18 protein-coding genes are annotated in these 13,289 nt (G+C 35.0%); all 18 read left to right on the top strand.

What is annotated here, in order from left to right:
• Positions 1-93 precede the first annotated feature (93 nt).
• The gene (locus DXB15_RS07910) at positions 94-525 is read left to right on the top strand and encodes a hypothetical protein (protein WP_118702565.1); all 432 of its coding nucleotides are present in this window, start codon (positions 94-96) and stop codon (positions 523-525) included.
• Entirely contained in the window at positions 518-1,420 is a 903-nt protein-coding gene (locus DXB15_RS07905; protein WP_118702564.1) for a hypothetical protein, read from the top strand. The genes DXB15_RS07910 and DXB15_RS07905 overlap by 8 nt, the downstream gene beginning before the upstream one ends.
• Positions 1,421-1,666: 246 nt before the next feature.
• Positions 1,667-2,275: a DUF7666 domain-containing protein gene (locus DXB15_RS07900; RefSeq protein ID WP_187119651.1), complete on the top strand. Its 609-nt coding sequence runs from the start codon at positions 1,667-1,669 to the stop codon at positions 2,273-2,275.
• Positions 2,276-2,277: 2 nt separating this feature from the next.
• On the top strand, positions 2,278-4,446 hold the full coding sequence (locus DXB15_RS07895) for a PcfJ domain-containing protein (protein ID WP_118702563.1): 2,169 nt from the start codon (positions 2,278-2,280) through the stop codon (positions 4,444-4,446).
• Between the two features lie 128 nt (positions 4,447-4,574).
• Positions 4,575-4,736 (top strand): hypothetical protein, encoded by a 162-nt coding sequence (locus DXB15_RS16930; protein ID WP_158582215.1) that lies wholly within the window; start codon positions 4,575-4,577, stop codon positions 4,734-4,736.
• A gap of 146 nt (positions 4,737-4,882) precedes the next feature.
• Positions 4,883-6,070, top strand: coding sequence for a hypothetical protein (locus DXB15_RS07890; RefSeq protein ID WP_118702562.1), 1,188 nt, complete (start codon positions 4,883-4,885; stop codon positions 6,068-6,070).
• Between the two features lie 17 nt (positions 6,071-6,087).
• On the top strand, positions 6,088-6,288 hold the full coding sequence (locus DXB15_RS07885; RefSeq protein WP_118702561.1) for a hypothetical protein: 201 nt from the start codon (positions 6,088-6,090) through the stop codon (positions 6,286-6,288).
• 282 nt (positions 6,289-6,570) lie between these two features.
• The gene (locus DXB15_RS07875) at positions 6,571-6,834 is read left to right on the top strand and encodes a hypothetical protein (protein WP_118702559.1); all 264 of its coding nucleotides are present in this window, start codon (positions 6,571-6,573) and stop codon (positions 6,832-6,834) included.
• Positions 6,835-6,844: 10 nt separating this feature from the next.
• A complete protein-coding gene (locus DXB15_RS07870; protein WP_118702558.1) occupies positions 6,845-7,231 on the top strand; it encodes a hypothetical protein in 387 nt (128 codons plus the stop codon).
• A complete protein-coding gene (locus DXB15_RS07865) occupies positions 7,231-7,743 on the top strand; it encodes a hypothetical protein (RefSeq protein WP_118702557.1) in 513 nt (170 codons plus the stop codon). The genes DXB15_RS07870 and DXB15_RS07865 overlap by 1 nt, the downstream gene beginning before the upstream one ends.
• Before the next feature lies 1 nt (position 7,744).
• On the top strand, positions 7,745-8,008 hold the full coding sequence (locus DXB15_RS07860; RefSeq protein ID WP_118702556.1) for a hypothetical protein: 264 nt from the start codon (positions 7,745-7,747) through the stop codon (positions 8,006-8,008).
• Positions 8,009-8,138: 130 nt separating this feature from the next.
• On the top strand, positions 8,139-10,478 hold the full coding sequence (locus tag DXB15_RS07855) for a DEAD/DEAH box helicase (RefSeq protein WP_118702555.1): 2,340 nt from the start codon (positions 8,139-8,141) through the stop codon (positions 10,476-10,478).
• Between the two features lie 44 nt (positions 10,479-10,522).
• A complete protein-coding gene (locus DXB15_RS07850; RefSeq protein WP_147404782.1) occupies positions 10,523-11,050 on the top strand; it encodes a hypothetical protein in 528 nt (175 codons plus the stop codon).
• 535 nt (positions 11,051-11,585) lie between these two features.
• A complete protein-coding gene (locus DXB15_RS07845) occupies positions 11,586-11,891 on the top strand; it encodes a hypothetical protein (protein ID WP_118702553.1) in 306 nt (101 codons plus the stop codon).
• Between the two features lie 158 nt (positions 11,892-12,049).
• Positions 12,050-12,319, top strand: a complete 270-nt coding sequence (locus DXB15_RS07840; protein WP_118702552.1) for a hypothetical protein — start codon at positions 12,050-12,052, stop codon at positions 12,317-12,319.
• On the top strand, positions 12,294-12,431 hold the full coding sequence (locus DXB15_RS16925) for a hypothetical protein (protein ID WP_158582214.1): 138 nt from the start codon (positions 12,294-12,296) through the stop codon (positions 12,429-12,431). The genes DXB15_RS07840 and DXB15_RS16925 overlap by 26 nt, the downstream gene beginning before the upstream one ends.
• Before the next feature lie 36 nt (positions 12,432-12,467).
• Complete coding sequence (locus tag DXB15_RS07835; protein WP_118702551.1) at positions 12,468-12,668, top strand: hypothetical protein; 201 nt, start codon at positions 12,468-12,470, stop codon at positions 12,666-12,668.
• Positions 12,669-12,724: 56 nt separating this feature from the next.
• Positions 12,725-13,207 (top strand): GNAT family N-acetyltransferase, encoded by a 483-nt coding sequence (locus tag DXB15_RS07830; RefSeq protein ID WP_118702550.1) that lies wholly within the window; start codon positions 12,725-12,727, stop codon positions 13,205-13,207.
• The last annotated feature ends 82 nt before the right edge of the window (positions 13,208-13,289 follow it).

The raw sequence follows: 13,289 nt of genomic DNA, 5'->3' as shown, positions 1-13,289 counted from the left end.
CCAGCTCGATCTGACTCTTTGGGTTCTTCCCTCACTTTATATCAACAAATTAAAGATAAGCACCAGTAGAGATGTATATGGGAAAGGAAGTTTATGTACCAAAAATTAATCGAAAAAGTAGGACATGGTGCGAAATTGAAAATTGACTTTCAGAGACGCACAATCAACCGAAAGAAATGCGTGTTTTCTTTACCACTGGAACCATTAGAATGTGTTCTGGAAAATATTGAAAATTTATATGAAAATTTTCGGTTTTCTGTTCCTACAAAAGAAAGTGCTTCTTACGGAAAATGCTATTTTAAGGCATTGCCGGTAGGAGATCTGTCTGATTGGGACATGGTCAATAATGAAAAAAGGGAAGTAGCGAAAGCAAAATTAGAACTCTATATTCTTATGTCTGTAATCGCTGGTTCCCTGTATTGGAATGAAGAAATTATGGGCAAATGGTTTTGGCAAAGTAAAAAATGTCCAGACTTAATCTTACTTAGAGATTGGATTGAAGAAAAGGAGAACAAAAATGAATAAAAATAGAAAAATGAAACTTGAAGAAAAAGGGATTCAAACTGGAAAATATTTCAGTCTGGAAATTCCGGAAGGACTGAAACCTGGTTCAAAAATCAATATTCTTGTAACGGAAGACAATGCTGTTATTTCCAATATTGATGATATGGAAAAGAATATCCTGGAAGACGGCTATGTACGCAATACAAAGCTGTATCGAAGATTTGTCATGGCACAGATGTTTAAAATGCTGAAAATCGGATACACAGAAGCATTAAATCAACTGACGTATGATTATACGTTTAAAACATTGATTGAGGAGATTCATGTTCTGTCAAAACTTCAGAAAAGAGATGCCGAGGCATTTTATGAACGTGTACAGTTCTTCAATTCGGATGTAGCTATTTGTGTTTGTCAGCATTATATGAAACAGTTGAAAATTTTCCTGGATTCTTTACCGGATAAAAAATGCAAAGGTATCCTTTATAAAAAGGTGAAATCCGTAGGAAATGTATTTAATGAGGATATCGAGAGAAAAATTCTTAGGCCCAAATTCGACATGATTACGAAAGTGAAAATGAATTCGTCAAATTATGAAGCGCTTTACTATAATTTGAAGCATTTCTGGGATACAAGAATCCCGTTGCCGCAGCAGACATCAAAATCTCCAGCGTGGGTTGATGCATATAAAGGTGCGGGTGCATTTTATACTTGCAAGAACCTAATCATGTATCACAATTGCTATGTTTTAGATCAGGATCATTTTCTGAATAGAGATGCAAGCTTAAGAGAGTTATATCAAAAGGTAGTTTCCTACAAAGGAGAGTATTATCGGTTATTGGCTTATATGAAAAAGCTGATCAGTGATAATAATTTCTCATTTGATGAGAGAATGGTAGAACTGGCAGAAAATAAATAACCTGTTAGTTTTTAGTCCTGTCAGGGGGATCTCACGTATACGAGGCATTTAACTTCAATAATCAGGCGATGGACCGTCCATCCGGATCTTTCTCCCGGTGTACCCACCGGTTTCAGATCCGGATTTGTCCGGCGCAGCCTGATTTCATATCAAAAAAATAAAGAAAACCTGTCATAAGTGAACAGTATACAAAAAAAGGAAGTCATACTTTGACTTCCTTTTATTTAAAGAAAGGATTGATAATGCATGATAACTTTTAAAGCCTTTAATCAAGATTTGACATCACGCCTGGGCGGAAAACCCTTCCAATATCGTCTTGGCATATGGAACGAAGAACCGGAAGCAAATTGTGTCAAGAACGGATTCCATTCTGCTACAAACCCGTTGGATTGTCTTAACTATTATCCGCGGTGGGATGATTCCGTATATTATCTGGTACAACTTGCTGGAGACATTGACGAGGATGGAACAGATTCAAAAGTCAGTTCAACAAAGCTGAAGCTTTTAAAACGGCTGACTTTAATCCAGTTTTTGAAATTTGCAATCGCATTTATGGCAGATTATCCCAATATAGCTGTCAATAAACATGTACATATGCAGCAGTCAGTAACAGACATAGAGAATCACGTAGATAACCATTTTGTGATAGTACGTGGAAAAGAACCAAAAGCCATATCAGATGAGCTTGGTTCTTATATTTGTCTGGTAAAGGAGCAATTGTCAAGTCAGGAAATAACGGAATATTCCATCATAAAAATAGATGGGAAAAAGTATAAAACAGGTGAAATATATTCTTTTCAAAATATTGATCCTGTAGATGTAACACTCATACCAACAGAAGAGAAGGGGATATAAAAATGAATAAAGAGAAAATGAAACAGATTAACTGGTTGCCTGTAAAGTGGGATGATATACAAGCAGCAGCTCCAAAGAAAAATGGAAAACTGGCAAGCAACATGAGCGAATTAATCTCTGAAAGAGTATTAACAGCACGAATCGTCCACATCGGAAGATCGGATATCTTGGTCATTGACCTGTATTATAAAGGATACGAACACGTTTGTCGTGTTTGCCTGACAAAGAATAGCTATAACAACTATTTCCCAAGAACTAATAAGTGGAATTCTGTACGTATATCCAATTATACATTATACGACTGGAAAGAAGACAGTGGAGCAAATGTTACACAACCGGCTTGGTGCGCTTTTTATATTGGAAAAAAATCGAGAGAAACTATGAAAAAATTTCTTTCTCTTGATCATGAACCATCTATACAGGACGTAGCCAGATGGGAAGATAACATTGCACAGAAAAAATATGATCGCAAGATGCAGTTACGCAATAATAAATTACGTACACGCATGGAAATGATAAGCGATCCGACAAAGAAATTTATTGAATGGGCGAAAAGAAGCCTTAGATGTCACATGATAACCATTTTACCATACAAGGGAAAGGATTTTACATATGGCATATGCTCGGCATGTGGAAAGGAAAGCCTGTATGGGCCAAAATTAAAGCCAGGGCAAATTGTTTCTTGTCCGTGTTGCCGAAAGAAAGGTACTATAAGACGTATGGATTACACAAAAAAAGAAAAGCTCAAAGAAAAAGAAGAGGAGACACAAGTTATCCTCTTCCAAAAAGTAAATGAATTTTTTGTAGAAAGACATTTTGGTGTCTATCACTATATATCTTTAGACAAAGAGGAAACACATGTAATGGAAATTGGCAGAATTTTTCTGAATGAAAATGGGAAAAAGGATTATTATTATCATAAATATAATCCTTATACCAGACAGAACTTCTGGGATGATGTTAATTTTCGTATGTTCGAACATGCTGCTCCGATTATTTTAGGTGACTCTATGGTTTACCTGAATGATATAAAAGGAAAACTTGTAGGTACCAGATATCAGTATAGTGCTATTGAATATCTGGGAAACCGAACTGTATTCAGTCCTATCGATTATCTTTTAAAATATGAACAGGTACCTGCATTAGAAATGGTTGTTAAATTTGGATTAAAAAAACTGGCCGTACAGTTAAATGCTGGTGATTTTAGTTTAAAGGCAAAAAAACCATGGGAAATGTTATCTTTAACTAAGGATAAATTCTATCGTTTACGTGACATGAATGGAGGAAAGGAAGAAAAAAACTGGATGGAATTTTTGGATTTGCATAAGATTTCGGTATCTGATGATCTGATATTAGCTATGACGAAAAACGGCATCCAACCATCTAATGTCGCTACATTCGTGCAGCAGATGGGTTTGAAATCCATCCTGAATTATTCTATCAAACAGAAAGGAATCGGTGGATATCCGACCTGCAGTGATGTATTGAGTGATTGGCAGGATTATTTAGCCATGGCTACTCATTTAAAAATGGATATTACAAAATCTCTGATATATAAACCGAAGGATTTGAAGAAACAGCATAACGCACTGGTACAACTCTGTGGAGGTGTAACAGTAGCAAAAAGAACCGCCGAAGTCTTTAAAAGTTTTCCAGAAGTGGAAAATATTATAAAAATGGTTTCTGAAAGCGGTATTTATCAATATGAAAATGCTAAATATGCCATTGTGCTGCCGGAAAGTATTGAAGATATTATTCGTGAAGGACAAATTCTTGGACATTGTATCGACAGATCTGATATATATTTTTCCAGGATCAACACCCATGAATCTTATATTTTCTTTCTCCGCAGGAAAGAGGATCTTGAAAGCCCTTATTATACTCTGGAAGTGGAGCCTGATGGTACAACCCGGCAAAAAAGGACTGTAGGGAACATCCAGGATAAAGATTTTGAGAAGTTGTTACCATTTATAAAAGAGTGGCAGGTTCAGTTACAGTCCAAATTAACGGATGACATTCGTGAACTGTCAAAGAAAAGTATCGTGCTTAGAAATCAGGAATTTGCTGAATTACGGCAAAATCAGACCAGAGTACGTGCTGGCTATCTTATGGGACAGTTACTGGCGGAAGTTCTTGAAAAAGATCTGATGGAAGTAGAAGAAACTGCATAAATTGGACAAAATAGAAAAAAATGTTCGATTTATGATATAATATTTCCAAATAAAGAAAACATTTCAAATACTGAAACATCGTTTTTAATGATGTTTCAGTATTTATAGAAGGTAGGATATAGACAGATATGAAAGATAAAAAAATTTTGGTGAAATGGAATACAGATGAGCCAGTTGAAACGATAGGGCATCAAATGCCCGATGGCTGGTGGTATATATATCTTCCTTTCGATCATGCATGGCATTATGTGCAGGAAGAAGATGTAAGCGAAGTAAAAGATGTTATTTAAAAAATGCCTTTTAGATTGCAAAATAATTGCCTTTTAGTGTAATTAAATTATGTAGTCTAATATTTATATAATTACTAATTTACCTCTTATGAGGAAGCTCCGAATTATCGGGGCTTTTTTATTTACAGAAAGGAGATGAAAGGAAAATGGAAGAGGAGAAATATAACCTTTTAACGCAAAAGCTGTTGAAAATGGGGTATACGAAAGAATATCATCCAGATTATGTCAGGATTAATTCTTCTGCTTATGGCGAAGAACTCTGGCAGAATTTATCGAGTGGTTTTGAGTATGAACCTTCGTATCTGGCACAGCTTGTCTTTGAAACAGGATGCGGATTATGCATACAGGGATCGCATTTCATTACAGGACAACTAAGCTATCGGCAAATTGACTGGATTCCAGAAAATAATAATCCGGTAATTACCTGTCCTTATCGTTGCAGAGAATGTAAGAAAAGGAATCCTCTGCTGATCAATGATACTGGTTCTGTATCAGACATCATTTTTTGTGACTGCCATCAGACAACCAAAGGATATGATTACTACCACAGCGTAGATTATGTTCTCGATCAGAAGTCAAAAGAAAAGCAAAGACTTTTTGAGCAATTTTGTCAGCAACATCATAATCACGTATGCCATTGGCATATGAGATTTAATGAACAGATGAAGTCGTGGAAAATTCAGTATGATCCAATGACATGTGCTATGAACTGTCAGAATATCGGTGGTGTGTGTTCACTTACCGAAAAACCTGTCACCAGCAAACGCGGTAATGTTTTTTACGATGTATATATTGAATATGAACGTAAAGATGGAACCTTGTTTGATGGAGAAATAGTAAGATCTGCCAAAAAAGGTGTTCGTCTGTTTGATACTAACAAGTCATTATCAATCTGTGAAAGTGTTGCAGAACACTGTAAATCAGAAATTAAGCAAAAAGTGTATGACAGGTATCATTCAGAAATATTTATCCTGCATTGGAATGTATCAGTCCAAAATATTCGTGCAGAAGCAAGAGAAGGTCGTGATCTGATCAAAGATTTAGAAGATATAAAAAATGGGATTTCTATATCTTATGATTCAGATATACGCACGGCAGAAAAGATGATGAAGAAAAAACGTCGTTCTGCTGCCGATGGCAAAAAGAAAGAAAAATTGATGCATATCCTTATTGATCCAGCCAGAGGATATGAGTCACTAAAGGAATTTTCCGTGGAATATGTCCATGCAAATAAGTGGTTTTCAAAGGAAGAACTAGAATCATTCGAAAATCAGCGGCAACGAATGATTCGTGAAGCCAAGAATCAACCGATCCAATTGTCACTATTTAGTTAAATGAAAGGAGCTAAACGTTGGAAAAAGTACGTATGTTGAACAGATATTGCCATATCTGCGGTTCACAGATGACTTCATGGGATGGAAAGCTTACACAGGCTTTTCATACAAAAGATACCTGTGAACAATGTTTCTTACTGATTTACGATATGGAGCAGGATGCATTTCGTGACCGTATGGAAAATTACATGGGACTTAGACCATGTATTGGTATATAGCAATGGAAGAAAAAGAATGGATCTTACATTATATGTCCACGCATGTAAATGAACCGATTGATATGTACAATGAGAATTTTGTACTTTGTTACATCGGGCAATTTCATCCAGAAAACATCAAATGGTTTCCATATGGAGCGCCAAATGTGCCAGAGATAAATCAATACCTTGTTCAATTATATAAAGACAAAAAGGTAAAAAGATATCGGCATTACAACAATTGCTGGCGGGATGGTTACCCAAAGTGGTTCTATATTTATTATTTATGAAGGGAGCATTAGTATGTATCGTATTTTAGACAAATTTAACGGAAAACAATATGGCAAAGACTGTGCTGTGTTAAAAGAAGCGCAAAAAATAGCAGAAGAGCATAAAGGTTCCGTAATCGTAGATATGTCTATCAGTAAAGAAACATTGAAACAGGCAGCTCGTAACGCATGGAGCGAATTGAAAAATTGTACAGATAAGGAAGAAATTATAAAACTTCGTCGAAACTGGTTAGTTCTTGATGAGCAATATACAGCATTATATGACGAAGAATATTAGGAGGGACAAGATGAATACAACAAGCATCATTCAATTTGCCGTTTCAATTGAGAACGGTGTCGTAAAAAAAATCGGGAAAAGTATTGGTGTTTTCCCTGGGAAAAAATTTAAGGATAACGAACAGGAAGAACATCCTAAGATTTGTTATGTCTATATCGAAGTGGATCATTCTGTTGGCATTATAAAATGGGGAGAGCATGGCTATTACAAAACAGACTGGCCAAATAATTTTACTCCTGAATTGGTAACCAACCTAAATGCTAAGATTGGAGTAAATGAAAAGCAGGCAGCAGCCATGAAGCTATGCAGTATGAATAAAGCCATTTCCACACCAGCAGAATGGTATGAAAAATATTGTTATCTTTTAAAAAGGTTAGCGGAAAGGAAAAATAAATAATGATAAATTTTAAAAAAGTAACAGATGAAAAATATTATTGTGGCATTCGTGTGGATGATACCTATCAGATATTTATAGACCATATATATGCTGGTCTTCTCTATATCAATCACATGCCAACAAATAGCAGTATTTATCTTGAATTTGTTCAGTTAAACGATACATTTATTCATTCAGGATATTTTACTGAAATCCTGTCCGGAATTTTCACTCTATATCCTGCTGCGGATGCTATCTATTTCCGTTGTACAGATGATCTTTATCCAATGTATGAACATCTTCAGGCAGAGATTATAGAAAGAGATAAATTTGCAGAAGTAACAGAAATGAAGATTCGGAAAGATACTCTGGATTTAAAGAAATATCTATCTTCAATTCTTCCAGCTTTAGAAAAGATCAGAAGCTATGAGGAAAACGAAAACACTTCTTATGAATTAAATGAAGTTCTTGCCGACGTACAGAATTTATATGAAAGTATTCGGCGCTTATATCCACATAAAAAGGAGTCCTGACATGAAAGTATATACAGAAAATGAATTTGAATTTACTACAGCCTGCGTAGGAGATCTGGTAGAGCAAAAGGTCGTTGACAATATTGTAAATGTCTTGCCACCAGCATATATGACGTCACGCTGTACGCAATTAGGTGAACCGTATTCTCATGTGTTGCAGAACGGAAAATGGAAGGCAACATATGCTACTTTTAAGCGCATATCGGAAAATGTATGGGAATATTGTGGACACTGCTTTTTAGGAGAAAATATAGCGGTTCTTTAGATGATTTTACCATAAATTACATGGTATGCCGTATGGAGAAAACATAGAAATATGTTTTTTCCATGAATCTATAAATGTTTGTAGCTTCATGGAAGAAACATAATACTTCAAGATTAACAAGGAGAAAAACATGCAGACTAAATTTGTACTTCGTTCTTATCAGGAAGAATGTGTGAATATTCTCGACAATTTACCTTCCGGCTCAAAGGTAATTGTTGCACTTGCTACAGGATTAGGAAAAAGTGTTTGCTTTTCACATATTAAGAGAACCGGGAAAATGCTAATCCTCTCAAACAGGGATGAACTGGTATATCAACCACAAAAATATTTTACCTGCAGTTTTGGTATCGAAAAAGCAGGTACATATTCGAATGGTGAAGATGTTATATCTGCTTCCATCCAAACATTATCAATGGAAAATCGCCTGAACCGGTTTTGCCCAGATGATTTTGAAATTATCATTGTGGATGAATGTCACCATAGTACCAGTCCAAGTTATAAGCGTGTATTAAATTATTTTACCCCTGATAAATTAATTGGTTTTACAGCAACACCAACACGCGGAGATGGCACAAAACTGGACGATGTATACGATACCATTATATACAGCAAAGATCTTCTTTGGGGGATTCAAAATGGTTTTCTCTCTAAAATAAAGAGCTTGGCAATTACACCCAACATTGATATATCAAATGTTCAGATGTTAGCAGGAGATTATAATATTGCGTCACTGACACAAGTAATAGATAAGCCTGAAATGTATTATACAATAGCCAATACATACCGGGATTATTCTTATGCAGAAAAACGGCATTGTCTTATTTACTGTATTAACAAGAGAAGCTGTTATATTACATGTGAATATATCACAAAGCTTTTACCTGACGAAAGGGATCATATTGCAGTTATCACAGGTGAAACCCCCTCCGAAGAACGTAGGATGTTAGAAGAGTCCTTTTTAAAAGGTGGGATTCATTGCATTATTAACTGTATGGTTCTTACAGAAGGAGTAGACTTACCAATTGCAGATACAATTATTGTTGCAAGACCAAGCGCAAATCCAACCTTGTATACTCAAATAATCGGAAGAGGCACCCGTTTACATGAAAAAAAAGATTACTGTTTAGTATTGGATATATTACCGTCATCATCACATAAATTATGCAGCATTACAACACTGGCAGGCGTTGATTATAAGGATTTACCGGTTCGGCTTAAACAAAAATTATCTTCTGAGGAAATAGACCTGGAAGAATTGATTGAGCTGATAACTAAAAATACATTTGCTGAACAGAAAGATTTATCTGTGCTGGTCCATGAATACGATATTATAAATGGATGCTATCTGCAGCAGCAGAATTTATTACAAAAAAATATGAAAAGCGGTTTTTTTAATCTGATCCATGCATTATGTGAAAAAGAAAGAAATGGTAAAAAACAGTCTCAGGACTATGGTATTGATAACTTTTATGGCATTCACTATCAGATAGGTTTCAGTGAATCAGCCAGATTTATCATACAGGGAGATACAGACAACTATTTTTTCACAATTAGTGAACCGGACATATTAGATCAGGTTTACGTGCAGGCATTCATTGATCATACTTTATATAAAACGGAAAAACCGGTATCGTTGAATGTAGCTATGCCTCTGATCCGCAAAATCCTTCAAACCAAATGCCCAAAATTATTTTTATGGAATGAAGATATCATCGATGCATGGAACGACATGCCGGCAACTCAAAAGCAAATAGACTATATCTATCGGCTGTTCTGTAAACTTGATTTTGATACGGACAGAATTGATACAGAAATATCTAAATATATTGCTAACATATTGATCAAAAACCTGACACAATATGAGGCTCTCCGAAAGAGAAACGAATATTTAAAATGGTCTATTGAACATAATCAGGTCAATGGTAATCCAGAACAGGATAGTATCTATACACTTGTTTTAGGAAATGGCATTCAATTAATAAAAATCAATAAATCTGATGATTTTTTGAAACTTCGCAAGGAATATGGTCGCTATAAAATTAATGAAAATATGTTAGAAGAATTGCTCGCCCCAGGAACGATAGAAATTCCAACTACCAGCGGTTTAAGTCGTTCTGGATTATATAAGTTAAGAACATTATCTACCGCAACCTTAAAAATTTATTGGACGCAGTTGCTGAAAAAATATAAAACAGACATTGTTCTCTATGATATATCCCGCCTGATCATGATGCATCAAAATAACATTGTAATTATGACACGGTTATTCCTGATTGCACAGGCTATTATGACATGTGGGCTTCATATACAATATGAACCATATTTTTACCTATCAGAAGTATTATCGTCAATAGAAAAGCCAAAAGAAAAATGGAAATGGATTCGTATCAAATATAAGTACCTGTACTTAGATAAATGGGAAGAAAAATCGAAAGAGAATAGAAATACAGACAATATTATCCATCTATAGCATTTGAGTTGCAAAAATGCACTGATATTTAGTAAATATACACATTGGAAAAAACTGACGAAAGTGAATTTATCCTAAAAATGCCACTAAAAACGAATTATAAAACGTCTGTACAAAAACAGATAATAGAAAAAAACAATTGTACAACCTTCTTTTATACCGGTTTTCTCAACCCTAACCGGAAACCAGATTCCAACATAAAAAATATTTTCATTCATTGCCTGCTGCAACATATAATTGAAATAGAAGAGCAGGGGGATTTGGTTATTAAAGAGATTGTAATACACAATCGTCATGCAAAAACTGTAGCTGAAAGAAATACCAATATTATTTGGATGGACTATAACCAAGATATAAGTGCGATTGGCAAGACAATCATTGAGAAGAATGCCATCCTATTTAGCATTTATATCTTGTACCGAGGCTTTCCAGTACTATTAGGAGTAAATCTTAAAACTATTACGATATCCATTTTGTTCCGTAGAAGATGGCAAATAGATATGTTGACATTAGAAAAGAAGTTGAAATTTACTGATGTTGCAAAAATATTATGCTCAGCTATCATTTTATAATACATGCTTTATTATTAGTCGAGGATAATTTGTAAAGTAATCCAAAATATTTTAAATGAAATCTATTTTTAGATTGCAAAACATATAAAGTATTTGGTAGTTACATATGTATTTACAATCAATAAAAATTAGACACACCCGTAAGGGATAGACCGGAGAAATTCCGGTCTTTTTTATTATGAAAGGGGAAAGAAATGACAAGAATGTTATTGATAATTGGTACTTTAAAAATACCAATCGTAATCCTGTTAATCATGTTTTTTCATCAACTTCATTTGCTGTTGCATGATATAAGAGGTACCGTATAACACTAACACTTGCTTATCAAATCAGATATGCTAGGATGTGCAAAAAGGTAAAGGAAAACGAATTCAATACAGATAATCATGGAGCTTTGATGGAAATGAGTTATGCATTGATTGAAGTGTTTGGATTAACAAGTAAACAGGTACAAGAAGTCGAGAAGAATGGTGGCTTGACAGATATAGATATAAAAACAGACTAAATACGTATTTCATAGGAAAGGTATAATTGTATGACAGAAATTAAAGTTTTAAATCATTCCGTTGTGATTAAAGGAAAATCTTTTGATGAGTGTAAGTCGGAGTATGACAGAATTTGTACAGGTGTAAAAGAAAACTGCGCAACAAAATGTAGCTTAGAAAAGTTGATATTTTCGGATATGACGGTTACTGACGATGAATGTATTGCCGTTTTTCAGATGCCGGAAAGTCATAATACAAATCCGTGTACTTGTATAGGCGTAACTTTAAGCGGTAACTGGAAACAGTATTATGAAAAAACGAAGATATTAGATTTTTTTGATAACATAATCAAATGAAACTAAGATTTACAAGGAAGGAATAATGTAAATGATGACAGAAAATATACGAAAACAGCTAGTAGATTATAGAAAGCATGGTCAAAAGTTAAAATATCTCATCAAATATCTTATTTTCCAGTGTTTCCGGTAGCTGCATAGAAGAAAGGAGCAATGGAATGGTAAAAAAAGAAGAACTGTCCATTGGACAGGCACTATGGTGGGCAGTAGATGATCGTCCTGTTGACGGATGCTCAATACAGTCCATAGTGGTTACATCAATAGATGAAGACCACTATATAGCAAATTTAGATGATGACATTTCTTTATGGCTGGACTATGAAGAACTTGAATTATCATTATCGACAACGGCTGTTTTTCTTGATAAGTCAGAGGCAGAAAAATGGTTAAGGGAGCGAAAATATGGAAAAGTTAATAAATGCAATTGATGAAGCATTAAGTAACGCATACAAAGTTCTGAGCTGTGATCATGACACATTATATGTGTTTGAAAGAGAAACTCAGAAAGAATTTGCAATTAAGGTAACGGAAGTAGAGTAACCAGCATATACAAATAACAATAAAAGGAGAGAAAAAATGAACAAAAAAATACATATAATCAGTGGTGTTGATCTTGGCAGTTGTTTTGTAGGTAAACCGGCAAAAATATTCATGCCGGATGGAAGAATTTTAAAAACTTCACCTGTTGAGTCCTACTGGGCAAAATCTGGTGGAATTTGCATAGAAACAAGAAACAGCATTTATGTAGATCAGAAAAATGCTGAGTTATATAAATAAATTCATATTATGCTCTGGTATTCGTACCGGAGCATTTTTCATCAAGGAGAAAATTAATGAAAAGTAAAACAGTAGTAAGACCATTAACAGCAGTTGACAGAACAGCCGTAATGACATTAGACAATATTTCCGGCAACGATGTCGTCAATTGGATTGATGATCTGGAACCTAATGAAGTTCCGGATAAAACAGATGCCTATGCGTGGGGATGTTTCTGTGAAGACCAGCTGATCGGATATTGTACGATTGGTGGAGCCGTTGTACCGGATGACGATGAAGCTGTTGTCAAGTATCCGGGGTATGTAGCAGAGGAATCCCTGCTGTTAAGTGATGTGTTTATCGCGCCGAGATACCGGCATCAGGGGTATGCCTTGCGTATGGTAAAACATGTGATTGGAAAACGTACAAAAAAGAACAATGTTCTTGTGCTTCTCATGGTGTTGGATATCTGTGTCGGAAAACTCTATGAGAAAGCTGGGTTTCATTGGTTGAACAGCAATAGCTATATCATGGTAAAGGATAAAAAAGCCGAAGTATAGCGATAAATGATGATTCTGGTATTTGGAAAAATTTGCTCAGTTAATTGCATAAATGTTAGCAATCTTGGTAATTACACTGTGG

Source organism: Roseburia sp. OM02-15 (assembly GCF_003481835.1).
Classification (GTDB): domain Bacteria; phylum Bacillota; class Clostridia; order Lachnospirales; family Lachnospiraceae; genus Eubacterium_I; species Eubacterium_I ramulus_A.
This window is presented reverse-complemented; position numbering and strand designations above follow the sequence as displayed.

What these genes read in the sequence shown, in the direction of transcription:
- DXB15_RS07910 (WP_118702565.1), top strand. Translation starts at nt 94, where the DNA reads ATGTACCAAAAATTAATCGAAAAAGTAGGACATGGTGCGAAATTGAAA.
- DXB15_RS07865 (WP_118702557.1), top strand. Translation starts at nt 7,231, where the DNA reads ATGATAAATTTTAAAAAAGTAACAGATGAAAAATATTATTGTGGCATT.
- DXB15_RS07855 (WP_118702555.1), top strand. Translation starts at nt 8,139, where the DNA reads ATGCAGACTAAATTTGTACTTCGTTCTTATCAGGAAGAATGTGTGAAT.
- DXB15_RS07890 (WP_118702562.1), top strand. Translation starts at nt 4,883, where the DNA reads ATGGAAGAGGAGAAATATAACCTTTTAACGCAAAAGCTGTTGAAAATG.
- DXB15_RS07840 (WP_118702552.1), top strand. Translation starts at nt 12,050, where the DNA reads ATGGTAAAAAAAGAAGAACTGTCCATTGGACAGGCACTATGGTGGGCA.
- DXB15_RS16925 (WP_158582214.1), top strand. Translation starts at nt 12,294, where the DNA reads ATGGAAAAGTTAATAAATGCAATTGATGAAGCATTAAGTAACGCATAC.
- DXB15_RS07860 (WP_118702556.1), top strand. Translation starts at nt 7,745, where the DNA reads ATGAAAGTATATACAGAAAATGAATTTGAATTTACTACAGCCTGCGTA.
- DXB15_RS07900 (WP_187119651.1), top strand. Translation starts at nt 1,667, where the DNA reads ATGATAACTTTTAAAGCCTTTAATCAAGATTTGACATCACGCCTGGGC.
- DXB15_RS07845 (WP_118702553.1), top strand. Translation starts at nt 11,586, where the DNA reads ATGACAGAAATTAAAGTTTTAAATCATTCCGTTGTGATTAAAGGAAAA.
- DXB15_RS07835 (WP_118702551.1), top strand. Translation starts at nt 12,468, where the DNA reads ATGAACAAAAAAATACATATAATCAGTGGTGTTGATCTTGGCAGTTGT.
- DXB15_RS07875 (WP_118702559.1), top strand. Translation starts at nt 6,571, where the DNA reads ATGTATCGTATTTTAGACAAATTTAACGGAAAACAATATGGCAAAGAC.
- DXB15_RS07870 (WP_118702558.1), top strand. Translation starts at nt 6,845, where the DNA reads ATGAATACAACAAGCATCATTCAATTTGCCGTTTCAATTGAGAACGGT.
- DXB15_RS07830 (WP_118702550.1), top strand. Translation starts at nt 12,725, where the DNA reads ATGAAAAGTAAAACAGTAGTAAGACCATTAACAGCAGTTGACAGAACA.
- DXB15_RS07895 (WP_118702563.1), top strand. Translation starts at nt 2,278, where the DNA reads ATGAATAAAGAGAAAATGAAACAGATTAACTGGTTGCCTGTAAAGTGG.
- DXB15_RS07905 (WP_118702564.1), top strand. Translation starts at nt 518, where the DNA reads ATGAATAAAAATAGAAAAATGAAACTTGAAGAAAAAGGGATTCAAACT.
- DXB15_RS16930 (WP_158582215.1), top strand. Translation starts at nt 4,575, where the DNA reads ATGAAAGATAAAAAAATTTTGGTGAAATGGAATACAGATGAGCCAGTT.